The 20,276-nt window shown below is 73.0% G+C and carries 12 protein-coding genes and 1 pseudogene; 4 read left to right on the top strand and 9 right to left on the bottom strand.

Annotated elements, in window-relative coordinates:
- Positions 1 to 144: 144 nt before the first annotated feature.
- Positions 145 to 2,269, bottom strand: a pseudogene (locus N5I75_RS17520) (N-6 DNA methylase).
- A 288-nt stretch (positions 2,270 to 2,557) separates the two neighbouring features.
- Here N5I75_RS17520 and N5I75_RS17515 point away from each other — a divergent pair.
- Positions 2,558 to 3,391: a DUF4190 domain-containing protein gene (locus N5I75_RS17515; RefSeq protein ID WP_476678583.1), complete on the top strand. Its 834-nt coding sequence runs from the start codon at positions 2,558 to 2,560 to the stop codon at positions 3,389 to 3,391.
- A 142-nt stretch (positions 3,392 to 3,533) separates the two neighbouring features.
- On the opposite strand, the gene N5I75_RS17510 is transcribed toward N5I75_RS17515, so the two are convergent.
- The 4 genes from N5I75_RS17510 to N5I75_RS17495 all read right to left on the bottom strand — a co-directional run bounded on the left by N5I75_RS17510 (position 3,534) and on the right by N5I75_RS17495 (position 11,851).
- A complete protein-coding gene (locus N5I75_RS17510; RefSeq protein WP_476679523.1) occupies positions 3,534 to 4,223 on the bottom strand; it encodes an HNH endonuclease family protein in 690 nt (229 codons plus the stop codon).
- 165 nt (positions 4,224 to 4,388) lie between these two features.
- On the bottom strand, positions 4,389 to 7,925 hold the full coding sequence (gene mfd / locus N5I75_RS17505) for a transcription-repair coupling factor (protein ID WP_476678581.1): 3,537 nt from the start codon (positions 7,923 to 7,925) through the stop codon (positions 4,389 to 4,391).
- A gap of 558 nt (positions 7,926 to 8,483) precedes the next feature.
- Complete coding sequence (locus N5I75_RS17500; RefSeq protein WP_476678579.1) at positions 8,484 to 11,066, bottom strand: ABC transporter permease; 2,583 nt, start codon at positions 11,064 to 11,066, stop codon at positions 8,484 to 8,486.
- Positions 11,063 to 11,851, bottom strand: a complete 789-nt coding sequence (locus N5I75_RS17495; protein ID WP_476678577.1) for an ABC transporter ATP-binding protein — start codon at positions 11,849 to 11,851, stop codon at positions 11,063 to 11,065. The genes N5I75_RS17500 and N5I75_RS17495 overlap by 4 nt, the downstream gene beginning before the upstream one ends.
- A 382-nt stretch (positions 11,852 to 12,233) precedes the next feature.
- On the opposite strand from N5I75_RS17495, the gene N5I75_RS17490 reads away from it, so the two are divergent.
- Both N5I75_RS17490 and N5I75_RS17485 read left to right on the top strand, forming a co-directional pair.
- A complete protein-coding gene (locus tag N5I75_RS17490) occupies positions 12,234 to 12,590 on the top strand; it encodes a DUF485 domain-containing protein (protein ID WP_476678575.1) in 357 nt (118 codons plus the stop codon).
- 20 nt (positions 12,591 to 12,610) lie between these two features.
- Complete coding sequence (locus N5I75_RS17485) at positions 12,611 to 14,218, top strand: sodium/solute symporter (RefSeq protein ID WP_476679522.1); 1,608 nt, start codon at positions 12,611 to 12,613, stop codon at positions 14,216 to 14,218.
- A gap of 4 nt (positions 14,219 to 14,222) precedes the next feature.
- Here N5I75_RS17485 and def read toward each other — a convergent pair whose 3' ends face one another.
- Positions 14,223 to 14,822, bottom strand: coding sequence for a peptide deformylase (gene def / locus N5I75_RS17480; RefSeq protein ID WP_476678573.1), 600 nt, complete (start codon positions 14,820 to 14,822; stop codon positions 14,223 to 14,225).
- A gap of 103 nt (positions 14,823 to 14,925) precedes the next feature.
- Between def and N5I75_RS17475 the strand changes: the two genes are divergently transcribed.
- Positions 14,926 to 15,354 carry a helix-turn-helix domain-containing protein gene (locus N5I75_RS17475; protein ID WP_476678572.1) on the top strand — a complete coding sequence of 143 codons (429 nt, stop codon included), beginning with the start codon at positions 14,926 to 14,928 and terminating at the stop codon, positions 15,352 to 15,354.
- A 16-nt stretch (positions 15,355 to 15,370) separates the two neighbouring features.
- On the opposite strand, the gene N5I75_RS17470 is transcribed toward N5I75_RS17475, so the two are convergent.
- The 3 genes from N5I75_RS17470 to N5I75_RS17460 form a co-directional block, all read right to left on the bottom strand.
- Complete coding sequence (locus tag N5I75_RS17470; protein ID WP_476678570.1) at positions 15,371 to 16,264, bottom strand: cellulose-binding protein; 894 nt, start codon at positions 16,262 to 16,264, stop codon at positions 15,371 to 15,373.
- A 142-nt stretch (positions 16,265 to 16,406) separates the two neighbouring features.
- Positions 16,407 to 17,393 carry an LCP family protein gene (locus N5I75_RS17465; protein WP_476678568.1) on the bottom strand — a complete coding sequence of 329 codons (987 nt, stop codon included), beginning with the start codon at positions 17,391 to 17,393 and terminating at the stop codon, positions 16,407 to 16,409.
- A 64-nt stretch (positions 17,394 to 17,457) separates the two neighbouring features.
- Entirely contained in the window at positions 17,458 to 20,271 is a 2,814-nt protein-coding gene (locus N5I75_RS17460) for an SUKH-4 family immunity protein (RefSeq protein WP_476678567.1), read from the bottom strand.
- Positions 20,272 to 20,276: the final 5 nt, after the last annotated feature.

The following is a 20,276-nucleotide window of genomic DNA, read 5'->3' as shown; positions in this document are numbered from 1 at the left end:
GCCGCTGTGAACCGCACGCCGTGGACCGCGTGCTGCTCCGAGCGTATAGGCCGACAGGGACAACGGGCCCGGGATGGGCCCACTCCGGTTCCCCTCGTTCATTCCGGTTCGATCACGCCGTTCACCGATGGCCGAGCACGCCGTTCACTCCGGGTCGATCACGCCGTCCGTCAGACCGTCGTGCAGGCCCTGTACGAGTTGTTCGCCCAGGCGGCTCGCGGAACGCAACGCGTCCTCGAACGCCGCGAGCGATCTGAACCGGGCGCCGTAGCGGGCCTGTTCGGCCAGGGGCAGGCGGGGCAGCTGGAGGCGGCGCACGTCGAGCCGGGTCGCAGTGGAGGCGTAACTGCTGGCCTGGCGGTTGTTGGCGGTGGAGCGCAGGAACCCGGCGATGAACCACGGGTCGAGCGCGGCCGGGTCGGGGCGGAGCAGCGCGAGACCGCGGCCGAGGGCGGCGCCCGCGGTGGCCTCGTCGACGACGCGCGCGGTGGCGCCGCCCCGACGACCGGCACGACGACGTCCCCCGCCTCCAGGAGGACGGGTTCGCCGTCGGCGGCGGCGCCGGTGTGGCTGCCGGACGGGGCGGAGCCGGTGAGCACGTCGTGGTCGGTGAGGACGGGCACGCGCGCGTGGCCGTCATGGCCGCCGCCCAGGGTGACGGTGGTGGCCGAGCGGAGCGTCAGCGCGCCCGCGCGCGCGAGTTCGCCGATCGTGGTCTGCGGCCAGCGCGCGGGGGACGCGGCCGGGGCTGCGTCCTTCAGGGCCTTCGGGACCTTCGGGGCTGTCGGGGTCAGCCCGGTGGTCAGGCGCAGGGTGTCGGTGAGCTGCTCGCGCACGGCGGAGAGTTCGGCGGCGCCGCCGCCCGCGGCCTGCGGCGGGAGGCGGCGGGCGGGCGCGAGGTCCACCTCGTCGTCGAGGAGGTCGATGACGGGTACGGAGCGCGCGAGTTCGGGGCGTTCGGCGAGGGACCCGGCCCGGTCGAAGGCGCGCCAGGCGTCGAGCACGGCGTCCCGTACGGCGGCCCAGCCCTGCTTCTCGCGTACGTCCCGGCGGCGGTCAGGGACGTCGTGTCGACGAGGAGCAGTTCGGGCGCGGCGAGCGGCTGCGCGGCGGGCCTGCGCAGGACCCACAGGTGCAGCGGGATGTTGTTCGGCGGCACGGCTCCGGCGGGCAGGGCGATGACCGCGCGCAGGGCGCCGCGCCGCAGCAGGTCGGCGCGGATGCGGCGGCCCGAGCGGCGGGAGGCGACGGCGGGCGGCATCAGGAGGACGGCGGTCCCGCCGTCCTTGAGGCGGGCCAACGCGTGCTGCACCCAGGCGAGTTCGGACTCGGTGCGGGCCGGGAAGCCGTACTCCCAGCGCGGGTCGTAGGCGAGTTCGTCGTGGCCCCAGCCGCGCTCGTTGAACGGCGGGTGGGCGAGCACCACGTCGGCGCGTACGTCACTGAGGGCGTCGCCGCGCAGGGTGTCGGCGGCGGCGGTGCGGATGGCGGGCGCGGCTTCCTGCCCGTCCTGCCCGTCGAGGGCGAGGCGCAGCGCGGTCAGGGCGGCGAGTTCGGCGGTGGCGTCCTGGCCGTAGAGGCGCTGTCCCGGGCGGGGGTCCAGGGCGCGCACGGCGTCGAGGAGGGCGCCGGTGCCGCAGGCCGGGTCGAGCGCGGTCCGGGCGGGCCCGGCGAGGGCGGCCATCAGCTCGGCGGGGCCCGGCGGGGTGAGGGTGTACTGGCGCGGGTTGGCGTCGAGGTGGCGGCCGAGCAGGAAGGCGAAGGTGCGGCGGGCGCCGAGGTCGGCGGCGAGTTCGGCGGCGCCGCGCAGCAGGGGCACGGACGGCAGCAGGGCCGCGGGTTTCGGGGTGGGCAGGGCGCGCTGGGTGGCGTGGCCGAAGCGCGGGGTGAGGACGCCTTCGAGGGCCGGGGAGAGCAGCTCGGCGAGGGCGCGGTCGTCGTCCGTCTTGGCGAGCGCGAGCCATTCGGTGGGCCGGTCGTGCACGAGCAGCAGGGCGCTTCCGGCGTGCAGGAGGGCGGTGACCGGGCCCGCCGGGTGGCCGGCGAGCTGCTGCCAGACGCGTTCACGCAGGGGGACCTCGGCGAGCTTGCCCTGGGTGCGCAGCCAGTCCTCGATCTCGGCGAGCGCGAAGGAGGGGCTGGTCTCGGTGCCGCCGACGGGTTTGGGGAAGTCGGCGTGGCGGCGCCGCCAGTTGCTGACGGCGGCCCGGCCGACGCCCGCGAGCCGGGCGATCCCGGCGGCCGTCACCTCTGTCGCGTTCTCCTGCACCGCGTTCGTCTCCCCTCGTAGCGGTCCGTGTGCGCACCCGGTTGATCTGCGTGCACGCCTGGCGGTCGTGGCGAGCACGCCTGGCGGTCGTGGTGCGTATGCCTAGTGGCGGATGTGCACAGCCGACCATACCGACTGTCGCGTAAGAGCCCCGTTCACAAGTGTAGGGACCTGATTCCCGTAAACGCGGTTGACTCGGTTCACAGGCTATGGTGTTCTTGACCCAGCCAACCGCCGGACATTCGGAAAGCCGGGGGGAGGTTGGCGTCTCTCATCACGGAGGAATCCATGTCCCAGACCCAGCAGCACCCGCAGTACCCGCCGTTCCAGCCGCCGCAGAGCCACAGGCCGGTCGCGCGGAACGGGCTGGGCACGGCGGCGCTGATCCTCGGCGTCATCGGCGCGCTGTCCGGGATCATCCCGATCCTGTTCTGGCTGGCCGGCATCCTCGGCGTGATCGCCCTGATCCTGGGCCTGACGGGCCGGGGCCGGGCCAAGCGCGGCGAGGCGACGAACAAGGGCGTGGCGCTGACCGGCGTGATCCTCGCGCTGGTCTCCCTGGGCCTCGCGGTCTTCGGCGCGGTCACGACGTTCAAGGCGGTCGACGACGCGGTCGACGAGATCAACAAGTCGGTCCAGGACACGAAGGCCAAGGACACGAAGGCGTCCGGCGACGCCAAGGGCAAGGGGGACGCGGGGGCGGCGGCGGACGAGAAGAAGCCCGACCCCGAGAAGGCCCTGGAGGCGGGCGACTCCGTGATCTACGACGACGACCTGACGGTGACGGTGTCGAACCCGGTGGCCTACAACCCGAGCGAGTACGCGGCGGGCCACACCAAGGGCAACCACGCCTACAAGGTCACCGTCACGGTCACCAACGACAGCAAGGCCAAGTTCGACTCGACCCTGCTCAGCACCACCGCGCGGGCCGGCAAGGACGGCGTCGACGCCGAGCAGATCTTCGACGACGCGGTCGGCACCGGCTTCGAGGGCACGATCCTGCCCGGCAAGAAGGCCACGGTCGTCTACGGCTTCGACGCCCCGGCCGCCGCGAAGAACCTGACGGTCGAGGTCGAGCCGAGCTTCGAGTACAACGCCACGCAGTGGGACCTGAAGCTGTAGGACCCCGTCCCCCGGGGAGGGGCCGGTCGCCCGAGGGGGAGATGACCGGCCCTACCGACGCGGCACGCGCTGCCCACAGCGCGTGCCGCGCCTTTGTGTTCCCCGGGTGCCGCACGGCTTGTCGGGCGGAACGTTCATGCCCTCATCGTGCATGGAACCGCGACGGCGCCGCAGTCGGGTTTCCGCCCGTCGGGAGTTTCTGGTCCGGGCACGTGCCGAGCACCTTCTTCATGGCGGCCCGCTCGGCGGCGGTCACCCACACCCCGTACTTCTTCTTCACCGCGACCTGCCCGGCGACGTACGTGCAGCGGAAGCCCTTGTTGGGCGGGAGCCAGGTCGCCGTGTCGCCGTCACCCTTGCTGCGGTTGGGGGTCGCGTCGACGGCGAGCAGGTTCAGCGGGTCGTTGGCGAACGCGATGCGCTTGCCGGGCTCCCACTGGAAGGCGCCCTTCTGCCAGGCGTCGGAGAGGGCCACGAGGTGGTCGATGTCGACCTTGCTGCGCCCGCGCGTGAAGGTGATGTCCTTGCCGCCGTACGGGTCGGGGGCGAGCCGCCCGGAGACGACCTTGCACTTCCCGTCCGAGTAGCGGACGTCGTCCAGGTCGCGCTTGAGGATGTCGTCGCGGGTGCCGCAGCCGTTGGAGTCGGTGTCGGCCCAGGCGGTGCCGAACCGTTCCCGCGCGTACCCGGTCTTCGGCGCGCGCCCCTTGACCGTCAGCTCGTCGACGGCGGCGAGCGCGCTGCCCGCCTTGCCCTGGCCCTGCGGCTCGGGCCCGGCCCCACCGACCCGGTCCACCTCGGCCTTGCACCCGGTGACGGCGACGGCGGCCATCAGCACGGCCGCCGCCCCCCGCCCAGCGCCTCGCAGCACGGCACTACCTCCCCTTTTGCTCCTGTACGGCCCGCTCACCGTACCCGAGCAAGATCACACAAGCGCCGGGCCCGGTCCACGGGTCGCTTACCCCCTGTGGACCGGGTGACGCCGGGCGCCGGGCAGCTACGACCCCAGGATCGACGCGAGGAACTCGCCTGCCCAGGACAGGAGTTCACGCCCCATCAGCGGCTTGCCGCCGACCTTCGCCGTCTTCGGACGCGGTACGAGGACCTGGTGCGTGGCCCCCTTGATCACCGTGCCGGGGTAGAGCCGCTTGAGGCGCAGCTCCTGCGACTCCCGCAGCTCCACGGGCGCGAAGCGGACGTTGTTGCCCTGGAGGACGATCTCGCCCACGCCGCACGCGCGCGCGAGCATCCGCAGGCCCGCGACGAGGAGCAGGTTCTCGACCGGCTCGGGCAGCTTGCCGTAGCGGTCGGTCAGCTCCTCGCGCACCGCCTTGACGTCCTCCTCCGTGGTGGCGGAGGCGATGGAGCGGTAGGCCTGGAGGCGCAGCCGCTCGCCGGGCGCGTAGTCGTGCGGGACATGCGCGTCGACCGGCAGCTCGATCTTGACCTCAAGGGGCGGCTCCTCCTCGACACCACCCTCGAGGGACGCCCGGTAGTCGGCCACGGCCTCGCCGACCATCCGCACGTACAGGTCGAAGCCGACGCCCGCGATGTGCCCGGACTGCTCGCCGCCGAGGAGGTTTCCGGCTCCTCGGATCTCCAGGTCCTTCATGGCGACATACATGCCCGCGCCCATCTCGGTGTGCTGGGCGATGGTCGCGAGCCGCTCGTGCGCGGTCTCCGTGAGCGGCTTCTCCGGCGGGTACAGGAAGTAGGCGTATCCGCGCTCGCGGCCACGGCCGACGCGCCCGCGCAGCTGGTGGAGTTGCGAAAGCCCGAAGTTGTCGCCGCGCTCGACGATGAGGGTGTTGGCGTTGGAGATGTCGATGCCGGACTCGACGATCGTCGTCGAGACGAGCACGTCGAACCGCTTCTCCCAGAAGTCCACGACTACCTGTTCGAGGGCCTGCTCCGACATCTGGCCGTGCGCGGTCGCGATCCGCGCCTCGGGGACGATGGCGCGCAGCCGGGCCGCCGCGCGGTCGATGGACTCGACGCGGTTGTGGATGTAGAAGACCTGCCCCTCGCGCAGCAGCTCGCGCCGGACGGCGGCGCCGATCTGCTTCTCCTCGTACGGGCCGACGAAGGTGAGGACCGGGTGGCGCTCCTCGGGCGGCGTGGTGATCGTCGACATCTCGCGGATGCCGGTGACGGCCATTTCGAGCGTACGGGGGATGGGTGTGGCCGACATGGTCAGCACGTCGACGTTGGCACGGAGCTTCTTCAGCTGCTCCTTGTGCTCGACGCCGAAGCGCTGCTCCTCGTCGACGATGACCAGGCCCAGGTCCTTGAACTTGGTCTCGGAGGAGAAGAGACGGTGCGTGCCGATGACGATGTCGACCGAGCCGTCGCGCAGCCCTTCGAGCGTCGCCTTCGACTCGGTCTCGGTCTGGAAGCGGCTGAGCGCTTTGACGCTGACCGGGAACTGGGCGTACCGCTCGGAGAAGGTGCCGAAGTGCTGCTGCACAAGGAGCGTCGTCGGCACGAGGACCGCGACCTGCTTGCCGTCCTGGACCGCCTTGAAGGCGGCACGCACCGCGATCTCCGTCTTGCCGTAACCGACGTCGCCGCAGATCAGGCGGTCCATCGGGACCGTCTTCTCCATGTCCTCCTTGACCTCGGCGATCGTGGTGAGCTGGTCGGGCGTCTCGATGTACGGGAACGCGTCCTCCAGCTCGCGCTGCCACGGCGTGTCCGGCCCGAAGGCGTGCCCGGGGGCGGCCATGCGCGCGCTGTACAGCTTGATGAGATCGGCGGCGATCTCCTTGACGGCCTTCTTGGCGCGGGCCTTCGTCTTGGTCCAGTCGGCGCCGCCGAGCCGGTGCAGCGTCGGGGCCTCACCGCCGACGTACTTGGTGATCTGCTCCAGCTGGTCGGTGGGGATGTAGAGGCGGTCGCCGGGCTGGCCGCGCTTGGCGGGCGCGTACTCGACGACGAGGTACTCGCGGGTCGCGCCCTGCACCGTGCGCTGCACCATCTCGATGTAGCGGCCGACGCCGTGCTGCTCGTGCACGATGTAGTCGCCGGATTCGAGGGTGAGCGGGTCGATGGTCTTGCGGCGCCGGGCGGGCATCCGCTGGCCGTCCTTGCCGGCGGCCTTCTGCCCGGTCAGGTCGGTCTCGGTGAGGACGGCGAGCTTCAGTTCGGGGTGGACGAAGCCGACGTCGATACAGCCGCAGGAGACCTGCACGACGGACGGGGTGAGGGCGTCCAGCTCCTTGTCGAGGCGGGCCGCGATGCCCTCGCCGCCGAGCACCTCGACCGTACGGGCGGCGGGGCCGTGCCCCTCGGTGACGTAGACGGTGCGCCAGCCGTCGGCCAGCCAGCCCTTGGTGTCCGCGAGGGCCTTGGCGGTGTCGCCGCGGTAGGTGTCGGGGGCGTGCATGCCGAGGCGGAGGGTGTCGGCGTCCGTGTCACCGGGTTCATCGGCGGCGAACGGGGAGACCGACCACCACATCATGCCCAGCTCGCGGGCGCGGTCCCGGACGTCCGCGATGCCCCACAGCGAGGCAGCGCCCACGTCGATCGGGGCCTCGCCGCCGGTCGCCGAGGCCGCCCAGGACGCCTGGAGGAACTCCTGCGAGGTGGCGACGAGGTCAGCGGCGCGGGTGCGCACCCGCTCGGGGTCGCAGACCAGGGTCATCGCGCCCTTGGGCAGGACGTCGAGGAGCAGCTCCATGTCGTCGACGAGGACGGGCGCGAGGGACTCCATGCCCTCGACGGCGATGCCCTCGGCGATCTTCCCGAGCAGTTCCCCCAGCTCGGGGTGGTCCTCGGCGAGCTGGGCGGCGCGGGCCCGTACGTCGTCGGTGAGCAGCAGCTCGCGGCAGGGCGGGGCCCACAGCCCGTGCTCGGCGATCTCGAGCGACCGCTGGTCGGCGACCTTGAAGTACCGGATCTCCTCGACGTCGTCGCCCCAGAACTCCACGCGCAGCGGGTGTTCCTCGGTCGGCGGGAAGACGTCGAGGATGCCGCCGCGCACGGCGAACTCGCCGCGCTTCTCGACCAGCTCGACGCGGGCGTACGCGGCGGCGGCGAGCGCCTCGACGACCTCGTTCAGGTCGGCGCTCTGCCCGGTGCGCAGGGCGACGGGTTCCAGGTCGCCGAGCCCCTTGACCTGCGGCTGCAGCACGGACCGTACGGGCGCTACGACGACGGACACCGGGCCGGTCTCCGGGTCGTCGGGGCGCGGGTGCGCGAGGCGGCGCAGTACGGCGAGGCGGCGGCCGACGGTGTCGGAGCGCGGGGAGAGGCGTTCGTGGGGCAGCGTCTCCCAGGACGGGAACTCCACGACCTCGTCCTCGGGGAGGAGCGAGCGCAGCGCGGCGGCCAGGTCCTCGGCCTCCCGCCCGGTGGCGGTGACGGCCAGGACGGTGCGTTTCGCCTCGCGGGCGAGGGCGGCCACCGTGAAGGGGCGGGACGCGGGCGGGCCCACGAGGTCGATGTGCATCCGGTTGCCGTCGCCGGCGGCCTTCACCGCTTCGGTGAGGGCCGCGTCCTTGACGACGGCGTCGAGAAGTCCGTACAGGCTCATGGGTGGGGCTCGGCCTTTCCCGTCCGGGGGTGGGCAACGCAAGAGGCCCGACACGTCGAACGGGCCGGGGGTTCCAGGGTACGTCTCCGGGGTGACAGTCGCCCGATCGAGGGACGCCGCGCGGGGGCTCCGCCCGGGGGCCAGGGCTGGGGCGGGCCGTGCGGGTGCGTCACCGTAACGGGTGACGGGGCGCCCGGTGCGGGGCTTGCCAGGGGCGGTTCTGCTCGGTCGGTCGTCACGTGCAACGCCGTCGTGGCTGGTCGCGCAGTTCCCCGCGCCCCTGAAGCATGCGGCTCCGCCGCAGCTACAGCGACGATGCGCACCTCCACGGACCCCTGAGATGGCGCACGAAGTGCGCATCTCAGGGGCGCGGGGAACTGCGCGACCAGCCACCACGAAAGCCGCACCCGAAAACGGGCGGGGAATGCCGCACGAAGTGCGCATCCCAGGGGCGCGGGGAACTGCGCGACCAGCCACGACGAGAGCCGCGGGCGGCATCGCAGGCAAAGAAGACCCCGGGGCCTCCCAGCCCCGGGGTCTTCCGTTCAACCGGCGGAGCTAAACCGTCGCGATGGCGTTGAGCACGTTCATCCGACCCGCCCGGAACGCCGGCACCAGCGCCGCGAACAGCCCCACGAACGCCGAGCCGGTGAAGACCGCGATGATCGTCGGCCAGGGGATCTCCAGGACGCCGAGGCCCTCCAGGGCGAGGAGCTTCTGGGCGGTGGCGCCCCAGCCCATGCCCAGGCCGAGCCCGAGCAGCGCGCCGAAGAGGGCGATGACGACCGACTCAAGACGGATCATGCGGCGCAGCTGGCGCCGGGAGAGGCCGATGGCGCGCATCAGGCCGATCTCCCGGGTCCGCTCGACCACCGAGAGGGCGAGGGTGTTCACGACGCCCAGAACCGCCACGATGATCGCCAGGGCGAGCAGACCGTAGATCATGTTCAGGAGCTGGCCGATCTGGTCCTTCAGGGACTCCTTGTAGTCGGTCTGGTCCTTGACCTTGACGGTCGGGTCCGCGGCGACGGACTTCTTGAGCGCCGCGTACGCCTGCTCGGCCTTGCCGTCGGCGGCCTTGGCGAACATCATCCCGTTCAGCGGCACCCGGTCCGCTGGCAGGTACGTCGTCGCGGTGGCGATGTTGGTGTACATCGCGCCCTTGTCGAAGACGGTGTCGTCGGAGGTGATCGCCGCGACCTTGAGCTTGGTGGTGCGGCCGTGCTCGAAGGCGACGGTCAGCGCGTCACCCACCTTGACGCCGTTCTTCTCGGCGAATTCGGAGCCGACGGACATGGCCCCGGCCCCGTACGCGGCCTTCAGCTCGCCGGAGGTCGCCTCGCGCCGCAGATCCTGCGCGTAGGACGGGCTGGCCGCGACCAGCTCCTCCTTCTCCTTCTTGCCCGACGGAGTGGTGAGCGTCGTCTTGACGTACTTGACCTCGGTGACGTGGCTGACGTCCCCGGACGCGGCGACCTTCTTGAGCGCGGCGGCGGCCTGCGGCGTGATCGTCCCGTTGCTGGGTTCGACGATGAAGTCCGCGCCGACCGACTTGTCGAGCTGGTCGGTGGCCGAGGCGACCATCGAGGAGCCGACGACGGAGAGGCAGGCGACGAGCGCGAGCCCGATCATCAGCGCGGCGCCGGTCGCCCCGGTGCGGCGCGGATTGCGCAGCGCGTTGCGTTCGGCCATCCGTCCGACAGGCCCGAAGAAGCGGAGCAGTACGGCGCTGATGACCCGGACGACCAGCCCTGCGAGGACCGGTCCGACGACCACGAAGCCGATGAGCGAGGCGACGATGCCGAGGCCGAGCCACGAGGCGCCCTCGCTCGCCTTGTCGGCCTGCGTGGCGAGGTAGAGCGCGAACCCGCCGCCGCCGGTGAGGAGGAGGCCGAGGACGGCGCGTACGGCGCCGGCCTTGCCGTCGGCCGGGGTGCCCGCGTCCCGCAGGGCGGCCATCGGGGAGACCTTGCCGGCCCGGCGGGCGGGCAGGTAGGCGGCGAGGACGGTGACGACGATGCCGAGGAGGAGGCCGATCGCCGGGGTCGTCCAGGCGACGGTGAGGTCGTCGGTGGACAGGTCCATGCCCGCCGCCGACATCAGCTTCATCAGGCCGATGGCGAGGCCGACACCCGCGCCGACGCCCACCACGGAGCCGACGACGCCGAGGAGCAGCGCCTCGACGAGCACCGACCGGTTGACCTGCTTGCGGGAGGAGCCGATGGCCCGCATGAGGCCGATCTCCCGGGTCCGCTGCGCGACGAGCATCGAGAACGTGTTGATGATCAGGAAGATGCCGACGAGGAACGCGATCCCGGCGAAGCCGAGCAGCGCGTACTTGATGACGTCCATGAAGGAGGAGACGTCGGCGGCGTTGGCGTCCGCGGCCTCCTTCTGCGTCTGGATCTTGTACGGGCCGTCGAGCGCGGCGGCGACGTTCGCCTTGAGCTGGGCGTTGCTGACGCCGGGCTCGGCGACGAGGTTGATCGCGGTGAACCGCCCGCTCGCGCCGATGAGTTCACGTTGGGAGGTCGCGGTGTCGAAGTAGACGACGGTCGCGCCCGGGTTGGTCACCTTGAAGTCGGCGATGCCGACGATCTTCGCCTTGATGTCGCCGGTGGCGGTGATCGTGCGCAGCTCGTCACCGAGCTTCAGGTGGTGCTTGTCCGCCGCGTCCGAGTCGATCATGGTCTCGGTCGGTCCGCGCGGGGCGTGGCCCGAGGTGATCTCCATGGAGCGGAGGTCGTTCCTGGTCCAGTTGCCCGCGATGGTGGGCGCGCCGGTCTCGGAGCCCATGTTCTTGTTGTGGGAGTCGACGACCGTCACGTTCATCGAACTGATCGCGCCCTCGGCCGACTTCACGCCGTCGACCTTGCCGACGGCGGCGACCTCGGAGGCGGGCAGCGACTCGGGGCGCCCGGTCGCGGACCCCTCGGTCCCGGAGTCCTTCGGGCTGACCGTGACGTCGGCCGCGGTCGCCGTGAAGATCTTGTCGAAGGTCTTGTCCATCGTGTCCGTGAACACGAGCGTCCCGCAGACGAACGCCACCGACAGGAGCACGGCGACGGCGGAGAGGGCCATGCGGCCCTTGTGCGCGACGAAGTTGCGCAGTGAGGTCTTCAGCACGGTGTTGGCGCTCATGACGTACGTCCCCGGGCGTCGAAGTCCTTCATCCGGTCCAGGACCGCCTCGGCCGTCGGGCGGTGCATCTCGTCGACGATGCGGCCGTCGGCCAGGTACAGGACGCGGTCGGCATAGGAGGCGGCGACGGGGTCGTGGGTGACCATGACGATGGTCTGGCCCAGCTCGTCCACGGAGCGGCGCAGGAAGCCGAGCACCTCGGAGCCGGCCCGGGAGTCCAGGTTGCCGGTGGGCTCGTCGCCGAAGATGATCTCGGGCCGGGCGGCGAGCGCGCGGGCCACGGCGACGCGCTGCTGCTGGCCGCCGGAGAGCTGGGTCGGGCGGTGCTTCAGCCGCCCGGCGAGCCCGACCGTCTCCACGACACGGTCCAGCCACTGCCGGTCCGGCTTGCGGCCCGCGATGTCCATGGGGAGCGTGATGTTCTCCAGGGCGTTCAGGGTCGGCAGCAGGTTGAACGCCTGGAAGATGAAGCCGATCCGGTCGCGGCGCAGCTGCGTGAGCCGCTTGTCCTTGAGGCCGGTGATCTCGGTGTCGTCGAGGTAGATCCGGCCCGAGGTCACGGTGTCGAGGCCGGCCAGGCAGTGCATGAGCGTCGACTTGCCGGAGCCCGACGGACCCATGATCGCGGTGAACTGCCCGCGGGCGATGTCCACGTCGACGTGGTCGAGCGCGACGACCCGGGTCTCCCCCGCCCCGTACGCCTTCACGACCTGCCGCGCCCGCGCGGCAACGGCCGTACGCTCTCCAGTGCCCCCGGTCCTGGGAATGGTCACAGCCGATGCCACGGTGATCTCCTATGTCGGTGTCGCGAACCCCCGCAGCGGTGTCTGCGGTACGCCCAAGTCTGGTGACGCGGGGCCCCGGGCGCGCTGGTGAAAGTCACCGTCTTTCCCGGGGGAAAACCCCACCCCCAGACGGTAGGAAGAACCCCCCGCCCGCCTCGTCCTCCGGGGGGACGAACGGCCCCCGGTCCGATGTACGGAGGAACCCCTAGGGGAGCTACACCTTTCGGTGGACTGCGTCTCGGGGTCACCTCCACCCGGCCGTCCCACCCGGCCGTGCCGAACCAACCCGACCAATCGGTATGCGCGCCCCCTCCCCAACCCCCGTACGCACCGGTAGCGTTCCGCCTCCCCCGCACGGCTCCGGCCACGCAAGGAGAACGGGATGCCGCACCCCGCCCATGCCCACCGCGCCCCGGCCCACCGCCTGCCGCGCCACCCGGACCTGCCGCCGCCGGGCGGCCCGAGCCACGACCTGGTGCTGCTGCGCACCGCGTACCGGTGGCAGCGCCGGGTCGCCACGCTCACCGCACTCGGTTACTTCACGCTGTTCCTGCTGCTCTCCGCGTTCGCCCCGGCCCTGATGAACCGCGCGGTCACCGGCGGCCTGTCCACCGGGATGCTGGTCGGCCTCTGCCAACTCCCGGTCACCTGCGTGGCGTTGTTCCTGTACGAGTACACGGCCCGGCGGCGCGTGGACCCGCTCGCCCACCGGCTGCGACGGCAGGGCAGGCGCGCGTGAACGGGTCCTCGGCGGAGTCCATGTCCCTCGTGGCGTTCACGGCGGTCGCCACGGTCACCCTCCTGCTCTGCATCGTGACCGGCCCCGACCGGGACAACCTGGAGGAGTTCTACACGGGCTTCGGCCGCCTGACCCCGATGGGCAACGGGCTCGCGGTGGCCGGTGACTACATCTCCGCCGCGACCGTCCTCGGCACCGGCGGCATCATCGCCCTGATGGGGTACGACGGGGTCGTCCTCGCCCTCAGTACGGGGCTCAGCCTGATGCTCCTGATGTTCCTGCTGGCCGAGCCGCTGCGCAACGCGGGCCGCTTCACCATGGGCGACGCGCTGGCCCGCCGGATGCCGGGCCGCGCGGTGCGGATCGCCGCCTGCGCCACCACGCTGACCGCGCTGCTCCCGCTCATGCTCGTTCAACTGGCGGGCACCGGCGACCTGTTGGCGTTCCTCCTCGGCTTCACCAGCCAGGGCTTCAAGACGGGCTGCGTCGTCGCCCTCGGCGCGCTGATGATCAGCTACGCGGCGATCGGCGGCATGAAGGGCACGGCCGTCATCCAGATCGTGAAGATGGTGGTGCTGCTCGGCTCGGGCACGGTCGTCGCGGGCCTGATCCTGCACCGCTTCGACTGGAACCCCGGCACCCTCCTCGCCGAGGCGGCGCGCCAGAGCGGCGCGGGCAGCGCCTACCTCAAACCCGGCCTGGAGTTCCGGGACGGCCCCCTCCCCCGCACGGACATGATCAGCTCCCAGCTCACCGTGGTGCTCGGCGCGGCCTGCCTGCCGCACGTCACGATGCGCATGTACACGGCCCGGCACGCGCGCGAGGTGCGGCGCTCCATGACCTGGGCGGTGGCGTCGGTGGGCGTCTTCGCGCTGATCGTCTCCGTCGTGGGGATCGGCGCGACGGCGCTGCTCGGCCGTTCGGCGATCATGGCCGCGCATCCGCAGGGCAACACCGCGTACCTGCTCGGCGCGCGCGCCGCGTTCGGCCCGGCGCTGTCCACGACCGAGGCGCTGCTGTTCACGACGGTCACCACGGCCCTGTTCCTGACGCTGCTCGCCTCGGTGGCGGGCATGATCCTGGCCTGCGCCAACTCCCTCGCGCACGACGTCTTCGCTTACGGCAGGCGGCAGTTGAGCGAGCGGGCCGAGCTGCGGATGGTGCGGATCGCGGCGCTCGCGGTCGGCGCGCCCGCGATCGTCCTGGCCACCCTCGTCCAGCACCGCAATCTGCAGCCCCTGGTCACGCTCTCCTTCTGCCTGGGCGCCTCCGCGCTCGCCCCCGCCCTCGTCTACAGCCTCTTCTGGCGCCGCTTCACGCGCGCGGGCCTGATGTGGACGCTCCTCGGCGGAGCGGCGGCCTGCCTCGCCCTGATGAGCGGCACCAATCTGGTCTCCGGGTCCCCGGGCTCGGCGTTCCCTGACCGCGACTTCAACTGGTTCCCGTTCACGACGACGGGGATCGTCTCCGTCCCGCTCGGCTTCCTGTTCAGCTGGCTGGGCACGGTGCTGACCCCGGCGCGCGGCGCGGCCGAGCAGCGGCGGCGGTACGAGGCGGTCGAGGAGTGGATCCTGGCCGGAGCCGTACGGCAGGCGAATCCCGCACCGAAACGTTCCCGGCCCTTTTGATCCCCTACTTGCCGAGCCGCTCCGCGAGCGCCGCCCGCCGCGCGAACACCCCGTCCCGCAGCTCGGCCATCTCCCGCAGCGCGTCCCGGCGGTCCCGCTTGCCGAGCCGGTCGAGGTAGAGGCGGCCGTGCAGATGGTCCGTCTCGTGCTGGAGGCAGCGGGCGAAGTAGCCGCGGCCCTCGACGACCAGCTCCCGGCCGTCCTTGTCCCGCCCCCGGACGACGGCGTGGTCGGCGCGCGCCAGCGGCCGGTACGGGCCGGGGACCGACAGGCAGCCCTCCATCTCCTCGACGAGCCGGCGCGAGGCGAGCGGCTCGTCGTCGAGGACGGGGTTGGCGATGTGGCCGACGTGGCGCACGCCCCAGTCGTCCTCGATGTCCCACACGAACAGCTGGAGGTCCACGTCGACCTGGTTCGCGGCGAGGCCCGCGCCGTGCGCGACGTGGTTGGTGGCGAACATGTCGTCGATCAGGCGTGCCAGCTCCGGCGTGCCGAACAGCGCGTCCGTGACCGGCTCGCAGCGGCGGTGCAGCACTTCCTCGCCGACCACCGTGATGCGCCGTACGGCGCCCCGCTCGACCTCCGGCAGCAGCCCGTCACCCATCGCGCGCCCCACTCCTCGTCCCTGCCCGGCACGTGCCGTGCCGGACACTTGACCGATGACTTTGCAAAGTAGCAGTCTTTGCAAAGAAACCGAAGGGATCAACGTGACCGAAGAAGAGGCGAGCGAGGTGGCCGGGGCCGCGCGTCCGCTCCCCGACCACCCCGTGCGGATCGCTCTGCTCGACCTGTTGGCGGAGCTCGGCACCGTCACGTCGTCGCAGGCGGCGGCGCGGCTCGGGTACAGCTCGGGGCTGTGCTCGTTCCATCTGCGCCAGCTCGCGCGGCACGGTCTGATCGAGGAGGCGTCGCACAGCGGCGGCCGGGTCCGGCCCTGGCGGCTGCGCTGGGACGACCCGCGCCGGTCCGTCCGGGCGGCTGAGCGGTCCGTGACGGCGGAGCTGCACCTCACCCCCGGCGAGGTCGACGAACTGGCGGACCGCATCCAGGAACTGCTCGCCCCCTACGAGCGGCGCCGGAACCAGCCGGCGGGCGCCGTACCGGTCACGGTCACCGCCCGCCTGCTCCCCCGGTAGCCGTCCGAAGGCGGGGCTACTCCGCCACCGCCCGCCCGGTCAGGGTCGCCAGCGAGCTGCGCACATGGTCCATGTGGGCCCGCATCTCGTCCCGCGTCTCCTCGTGGTCACGCAGTATCCGCTCGGTCTCCCGGGCCACGGACTCCGCGCGGGCCCGCGCCTGCGCGAGCAGCTCCCCGGCGGCGGCCTCCGCGTCCTCCTGGCGGTGCCGGGCGGCCTCGCCCGCCTCCGCGTGGGCCCGCTTCGCCGCGGCGAGCCGCTCCTCGGCCTCGGTGACGGCGAGCGCCTCCCGCGCGTCCGCCGCGGCCAGCCACTCCGCGGCCTCGCGCTCGACCGCCTCGGCGGCCTCCGCCTGCTCCTCGGCCTGCTCGGCGAGCGCGGCCTCGCACTGGCGCCGCGTCTCGCGCAGCAGGGCCAGGGACTCGCCCCGTACCTCCTTCACGTCGCGGCGGGCGGCGACCCGGATCTCGTCGGCGTGCGCCCGCGTCTCCCGCTCCCGGCGCTCCGCCCACGCGTCGGCCTTTGCGCGCACCTCGTCGGCGTGGGCGCGGGCGGCGTCGCGCGTCGCGCGGCCCGCCTCCGCGGCGGCCTCGGTCATGGCGTTCGCCCGGCCGTGCGCCTCCTGCCGGACGGCGACGGCCTCCTCCTCGGCCAGCTCGAGGAGGTACTGCGCGCGCTTGCCGAGGGTCTCGTACGTCTGCGGGGCGAGGTGCGCGACGACCTCGCGCAGCCGTTCGGCCTCCGCCTCCATCTCCTTGGCGAGGACGGTCAGCCGCGCGGCCCGCTCCCACGCGTCGTCACGGGCCCCGGACAGTTCGGCGGCGACGGCCTCCACCTGCTCGGGGCGGTACCCACGGCCCCGTACGACGACGAAACCGTACGGCGACGACGACGCTCCTGCACCGCTCATCTCGATCCCTTCTGCGCGATCCCCGCGATACACGCGATCGGCGCACATCCTGATGGATCAGGCGCGAGCGCCGATACCACGACACACGACGCACACACGTCACAGGTGACACATCCACCCGACCTACTCGGTCAAGGATGCGTCATTTGGAGGCGAAAGTCGGAATCGCGGTGTCGTCCCGCAGCGCGCGGAAGAGCTGGAGCGCCTTGTCGCGGTCCCACTCGACGACGTCGCCCGCCCCGGGAACGTACGGTTCGCTCGCCACCGGCACGGTCGCCGTCCCGGCCAGATCGCGGACCCGCAGCCCCATCGCGGCGAGGGCGCCGACCCCCGTGTCCTGGTCGACGGTCAGCGCGTCGAGGGTGGTGCGCACGAACGGGATCAGCTTCCACGGGAGCGGCGCCACCGACGGGCCGAGCGCCTTGTCGGCGATCGCGTCGACGAGCTCCCGCTGCCGCTTCACCCGGCCGAGGTCACCTTGCGGGTCGGAGTAGCGGGCCCGCGCGAACTGCAGCGCCTGCACCCCGTCCATGTCCTGGCAGCCCGCGTCGAAGTCGGCGCCGGACTTCTCGTCGTGCAGACCGCCGTCCGGTACGCAGATCCGGACGCCGCCGATCGAGTCGACGACGTCGACCAGGCCCAGGAAGCTGATCTCCGCGTAGTGGTCGAGGCGCAGCCCCGTCGCCTGCTCGACGGTGCGGGTGAGCAGTTTCGCCCCGCCCATCGAGTACGCGGAGTTGATCTTGCCGCGGCCGTGGCCCGGGATCGGGACGTAGGAGTCGCGCGGGACCGAGACCAGGTACGGGCCGCTGTCGCCGTAGTGCAGGATCATGATCGTGTCGGTGTTCAGACCGCCATCGTTGCCGACGTGCAACTGTTTGCGCTGTTCGGGCGTCAGGTCCGCGCGCGAGTCGGAACCGACGAGCAGCCAGTCCGTGCCCTTGCCGCCCGTCGGACGGTCGCCGTCGTCGCCGAACGCCTCCGTGGTGCGCAGCCGCTGATCCGCCCAGAAATACAGCCCCGCGCCGTATCCGACGAGCAGTACGAGCACGAGCAGCAGCACCGCGAGGACGCGTCTCGGCCAGCGCCGCCTGCCCGACGCCCCGGTCCGCCTCCGTGTCGCTGCCATGAGCGCATGATCGGGGCGTCCGACCGATTCCGCAGGTCGAGCGCCCCGATCACCATGGCCTGGACTACAGCAGGCCGTCCCACATCTGTTCGAGCAGCACCGACCACCAGGTCTCGGGCGAGCCGAGCGCCGCCGGGTCGATCGCGTTCAGCTGCGCCTGGAAGTCGACGGTCCAGCGGCCCGCCTGCTCCGGGTTGAGCCCGTACCGCAGCCGCCACATCCGGCCGAGCAGCCCGAGCGAGCGCGCGAACTCCGGCAGGCCGGTGTTGACGAACTGCGGCGGCACGGGCGCGCCACCGGGCCCGGCCTCCACCGGAACGGCCACGATGTGCGCCGTCCCGTACTGGACACAGAGCGCCTTGCCGAAATCGCTGCCCATCACCAGGTACGAGCCCGCGTCCGACGCCGGCTGCACCCCGCGCTCCTGCGCCAGCTCGGCCAGCGTCGGCACCGGGCGGCCCGGCTGGGCCTGCGCCCAGAAGAACGGCCCGAAGTCCGCGGGCAGCCCCGCCACGACCAGGGTGTGCGCCACGATGTCCGGCACGCCCTGCCGCGACACCGCGCGCTGGTCGAACCGGAACACGCCCGGACCGAACGCCCCGGCCAGCTCCTGCGCGATCGCCTCCGGCGGGACCGGCGGCGCGGGCTGCGCGGGCGGCAGCGGCGCACGCACCGGCGCCGGGCGGGCCGGACCGTCGGCGACCTGGTGCAACTCGCCCTGGTGCGCGATGAGTTGCTGCATGCCCTGCTGGCGCGAGGCGTGATCGGTGCCGTACGGCGCGATCGACGTGATCCGCGCCTGCGGCCACTGCTCCTTGATCATGCGCGCGCAGTACGCGCCCGGCAGCGCGCAGGACTCCAGCTCCGTGTGGAGTTCGAGCACCTGGTCCGGCGGGACGTTCATCCCGCGCAGCTCGTGGAAGATCTGCCACTCCGGGTGCGGCGTACCCGGCGCGGACCGCCGGATGAGCTGCTGCTCGGAGCCGTCGGGCGCGCGGTAGCGCAGCACGGCCTGGTAGCCGGGCCCGACGGTCGGCTGCCCGCCCTGCTGCGGATAGCCGTACGCGGCCGGGGGCGCCGGCGCGGGCGGCGGCACGGGCCCGCCAGGTCCCTGCGGGGCCGGACCGGCGAGCATCGTGGCCGCGTGGTGCACACCGCCGCCCGCGGGGGGCGGAGGCGTGGCGCCGGGCGGCGTGGGCGCGGGCGGCGGCTTCGGCGCGCCGGGAGCACCCGGGGCGCCGGGCGGGCCCGGCGGGGGCGGTGTCTGACCGCCCGGGCTGCCCGGACCACCCGGGCCGGTGACGGCCGGTCCCGCGAGCATCGTGGCGGCGTGGTGCACACCGCCGCCCGCGGAGGGCGGAGGCGTGGCGCCGGGCGGGGACGGCGGCTGCGGCTGCCCGTCCGGGCCGAGCGAGGAGACGAGCTGCGTCGGCACGTACCCCCCGGCGGGCCCGCCCGGCGCACCCGGCGTCCCGGGCGCCTGCGGAGGCGGCGGTGTCTGCGGCCCGTCCCCGCGCCCGGGGCCCTGCGCCTTGCTGGTGGCGACATCGGCGATGTCATGGGCGCCCGGCGCCGGGGGCGGAGTACCGGGCGCGCCCGGACCCTGCGGGTACCCGTACGGCTGCGCCCCGGAAGGCGGCGCACCCGGCACGGCGGAGCCCGGCGCGGGGGGCGGGAAGGGGGCGCCCGGCGCGCTGGGCGGGGGCGGGGTGTGGGAAGCACCCGGCGCGGGCGGAGGCAGCGGGGCGCCCGGCGCGGAAGGCGGAGGCGGAGTGTGGGGAGCACCCGGCGCGGGCGGAGGCAACGGCGCCCCCGGCGCGGGCGGCGGAGGCGTGGCGCCGGACGCACCCGGCGCACCCGGACCCTGCGGATACCCGTACGACTGAACACCCGGCGCACCCGGCGCACCCGGCCTACCCGGCGCCGCATGCGGCAGCGGCGCACCCGGCGCGGGCGGCGGCGTAGGGGAAGACGCACCCGGCGCAGGCGGCGAGTCGGGGCCGCCCTGCGGGATCCCGTACTGCGTGTACCCCGGCGGAGGCGTCAGCGGCACGGCCGAACCCGGTACCGGCGGCGGGAACGACGCACCCGGCGCGGGCGGCGGCGGAGGCGTGTCCGGGCCACCGACCGGGCCCTGCGGATACCCGTACGGGGCAGTCCCCTGGGGCGGCGTGCCCGGGGTCGCGGGCTGCGGCGGCGTGCCCGGGGTCGCCGTCGGACGCGGCCGCTCAGCGGAGTCGTCGAGCGCCGGGGCCACCTCCGTGCGCGGCAACTGGCTGCCGCCGGAGATCAGGGCCGTCTTCGCGTCCGGGGTGACGCCGGGCGGCGGCGTCTCCTCGGACAGGGGCGGCGAGAACACCGTCTCGGGCAGCGGCACCGAGCGGTCCTCCTCGTCACCGGCCCCGTTCGTGTCCGTACCGGCCCACGGAGTCGCCCCCTCCGGCACGGCGTCCTGCGGCGCGGCCGGAGCGGCGGCGGGACTCGGCGTACGGCGGTCGGGGATGCCCAGCTTGTCCGCGGCCTCCTGCAACCACTCCGGCGGACTGAGCAGGAACGACGTCTGGTTCAGGTCCACCCGTTCCGGCGCCCGGGGCGCCACCGGCTCCGCCGGGGCCTCCGGCAGCCCGTACTCCTCCTCGTACCGCCGGATCACCTCACCCACGGGCAGCGACGGCCACAGCGTGGCCTCGCCGCTGTCGCGCGCGATGACGAGCCGCTGGCGGCCGCCGTCGGAGACGGGACCGTTCTCGCGGTCCTCCGCCCACACGACGAAGCCCAGCTCGAACTCCCGCACCCGCACCTCGCGTTGCTGGTAGCCGGGCACGTCACCGTTGATCCATTCCTCGGCGCGCTCCTGCGCCTGCGCGAACGTCACCATCGGAC

It is taken from the genome of Streptomyces sp. R818 (assembly GCF_056172735.1).
This window is presented reverse-complemented; position numbering and strand designations above follow the sequence as displayed.

Excerpts from the sequence above, each read along its gene's own strand:
- N5I75_RS17470 (WP_476678570.1), bottom strand. The coding sequence starts at position 16,264 with ATGAGCGGTGCAGGAGCGTCGTCGTCGCCGTACGGTTTCGTCGTCGTA.
- N5I75_RS17460 (WP_476678567.1), bottom strand. The coding sequence starts at position 20,271 with ATGGTGACGTTCGCGCAGGCGCAGGAGCGCGCCGAGGAATGGATCAAC.
- N5I75_RS17465 (WP_476678568.1), bottom strand. The coding sequence starts at position 17,393 with ATGGCAGCGACACGGAGGCGGACCGGGGCGTCGGGCAGGCGGCGCTGG.
- N5I75_RS17510 (WP_476679523.1), bottom strand. The coding sequence starts at position 4,223 with ATGGCCGCCGTCGCCGTCACCGGGTGCAAGGCCGAGGTGGACCGGGTC.
- N5I75_RS17485 (WP_476679522.1), top strand. The coding sequence starts at position 12,611 with ATGTCCCTCGTGGCGTTCACGGCGGTCGCCACGGTCACCCTCCTGCTC.
- def (WP_476678573.1), bottom strand. The coding sequence starts at position 14,822 with ATGGGTGACGGGCTGCTGCCGGAGGTCGAGCGGGGCGCCGTACGGCGC.
- N5I75_RS17515 (WP_476678583.1), top strand. The coding sequence starts at position 2,558 with ATGTCCCAGACCCAGCAGCACCCGCAGTACCCGCCGTTCCAGCCGCCG.
- N5I75_RS17490 (WP_476678575.1), top strand. The coding sequence starts at position 12,234 with ATGCCGCACCCCGCCCATGCCCACCGCGCCCCGGCCCACCGCCTGCCG.
- N5I75_RS17500 (WP_476678579.1), bottom strand. The coding sequence starts at position 11,066 with ATGAGCGCCAACACCGTGCTGAAGACCTCACTGCGCAACTTCGTCGCG.
- mfd (WP_476678581.1), bottom strand. The coding sequence starts at position 7,925 with ATGAGCCTGTACGGACTTCTCGACGCCGTCGTCAAGGACGCGGCCCTC.